Origin of the sequence: Halomonas sp. PBN3 (genome assembly GCF_000475415.1) — a bacterium.
Classification (GTDB): Bacteria; Pseudomonadota; Gammaproteobacteria; order Pseudomonadales; family Halomonadaceae; genus Halomonas; species Halomonas shengliensis.
This window is the reverse complement of the sequence record NZ_AXCA01000145.1, coordinates 1-2,527: the sequence shown is the minus strand read 5'-3', so window position 1 is coordinate 2,527 and position 2,527 is coordinate 1. Positions and strand designations below refer to the sequence as shown.

The window sequence follows — 2,527 nt, the reverse complement described above, 5'->3', positions numbered from 1 at the left end:
GTGAAAACTTCCACCATCCTTGTTTTTCTTGTGCAGCTTCAGCTTCTGGAATGAATCCTGAACCTGTTTCCAGCTTCTCTCTTCTCCTTGCACCTCCTGACAAAAGCGCTTGAACACCTTGGGACTGACCACCAGCAGCATGCCATCCACGGCATGCACCAGGGCCTTGGAGTCGTTCATCAATATCTTGTGAGTCTTCAGCCCGTCTCGCAGCCAGGCTAAAAACGCTTCACCGGGCTCCTGCTGCTTGTCCGGCAAATAATCCGGCAGGCTATCTGAACTTTCTTCAGACCGATTTTCCTGCTGGACGACCTGGCTTTCCGATGCCTTTTCAGCACCGCCCATGGCGATGTCGATGATGGAAGCCTCCAGATCCTCTTGAGATTTTTCATCGTCATTTGAATCCTTCACCTCACCGGCGGCTTCCACAGTCGAATGCCTCACATCGGAAGCCGATCTGGCAGCCTCTTGACTATCCCTCTCACTCCTATCGCCACCTTGGTCAGCGCCCAAGACCTCCACGCTTCCCGAAAAAACCTCTGGCTCTTCATCGCCGCTCCAAACGAGGGATTTGTGAACCTTGAGCATGAAGAGTTCGGTCCGCCACTCTCCCTCCTCGACGCTGCACTTCCAGACCGACCGTCCGTCCGGATTCTCCATGATCAGGCCATGGGACTGCATTTCGTCATAGAGGCGCGACTCGTTGGATGGCACGCCTTCGATACCATGGGAAAGGAGGTAGCTCTTGATCTCTCGGGGTACCAGCGGCGTCACCAGCCACAGCGCCTCAGCGGTGACAAACCCCTGAGCGCCTTTTTCATTCAGGCGGATCTTTTCTGTGACGATATGGCGGATGGCGCCCTTGAGCTTGCTCTGTAGAGATTCCCTGGGCGCCTTGTCGATATTCGAGACCTTGCCGCCCAGCGACTTGGCGACGCTGGCCCTGTCGGCCTGGCTGACGATTTCCCCGATCACCCCGGAGCGCTCCGCGTGCCCACTGATGGCGTACATCACCAGCCCAAACAGCTCCGGCTGGCTTCTCAGCCACTCGAGCCCGGCATTGCCTATCACTTCCTTGCACAAGAGCGGGTTGGCCGCCGCATGCAGAAAGTAGTCTCGCCCCTTGAGGTAGCGAACGCGGTATTGGTCGGGAATCGTGCCCTCCCACAGGCACCACCTTCGGCCAGATCTCAGGTGTATATCGACATCGACGACGACCTTGGCGATATCGTGCAGCAGGCAGGCATAGATGACCGCCACGCTCCACAGCTCCCCGGTAGAGGACTGCCGTTCTGGTGACTCCTTCGGCGGAAGCAGGTGCTGTCGTCGGAGCCGGAGACCGAACACGCAGGTCTCGAGGCCGTGATCCAGCATCCCGCCCGGATAGCTGTGATGGTGGGATTCAGAAGCCGGCAGCAGTTGGACACGCTCGGCGTATCGTTGCAGCGGCTCCTTGACGTAGGCCCCGAACACCGGCGCCGTCAGCGAGGTGCTTTCCTGGATTGCCCGGAGCAACTGCTGCCGATAGGGTGTGGCCAGCAGCTGCGCACCGGTGCGCGGGCTCTCCCAGCCGGTGTCATCCCGAACGCTGTCGGTGCCGGCTGCGTTGCGGCGACCGCGTAGTAGTTTACGAATCAGCAATTTTCGCTCCTCTGGATGCAATCCATGCATCACAGCGGCAGTCCCTGACGGGCACCAGAAGAAACGTTAATTGCGATGAGAGGCGTTTACCCCGGGGCACTCCTTGCACCGGTGCAATACTATGGGATGCAACCCAAGCGCGAATGATTTTATTTAACACTCAAATGATTGCACGGAGACATCTCAGGCTTTTTCGTTAAGAAATATCTCAATCGACATCCCAAACCACCTACAACCAAAGTGGAGTTTGTAAGTAGAGATTTACAAAAAAGCCCCCTCCGAAGAGGGGGCATAGGTTGGGTAGCGGTCAGCTGACCAGCTGTCTGGCCAGGGCCATCTCCACGGAGTCTCCATCCGTATTGAGGGCATCCAGGCCCGACTCGGGCACGTCTCCCGACGTGCTCTGGGCCACGGCGATCTTCTTGGCCATCAGCGACAGGCAGGCGATCTGTGACGATCCGGCATAGCCGAGGTAGAGCACCTTCACCGGCTGCCGCTGGCCGATCCGCCAGGAGCGGCGGGCAGCCTGCTGCAGGGTGTAGACGTTCCAGCCCGTCTGCATGAAGACGATGGTGGGGAAGTCCAGCAGGTCGAGCCCGGTCTTCACCAGGTCCGGATTGGTGATCAGCACGTCGACACCGCGGTCGACCTGATCGGCAATCCAGTCCTCGCGCCGCTGGGTCTCCACGCTGGAGCGCAGCGCCGCGACCTTGAAGCCCGCCTGGGCGAGCATCGCCTTGAGTCGGCTGCTGGTATCGCGCTTGCCGGTGTAGGTCGTGTAGACCAGCACCTTGCGCCCCTCCGCCTTCTCTCGCCGGCAGATATCCACCAGCTCGCGCTCCTTGGGCATCGGCTGCTGCTCGCCATAGAGGCTCTTCACGAACGC

General features: G+C 59.3%; 2 protein-coding genes. Both read right to left on the bottom strand.

Features of this window, described 5'->3' with window-relative positions; all coding sequences use genetic code 11:
* On the bottom strand, positions 1 to 1,641 hold a 1,641-nt coding region (gene mobH / locus Q673_RS25015), incomplete at its 3' end, for a MobH family relaxase (protein ID WP_023005417.1).
* Positions 1,642 to 1,948: 307 nt separating this feature from the next.
* The coding region (locus Q673_RS25010) for a C-terminal helicase domain-containing protein (RefSeq protein WP_023005416.1) at positions 1,949 to 2,527 on the bottom strand (579 nt) is incomplete at its 5' end.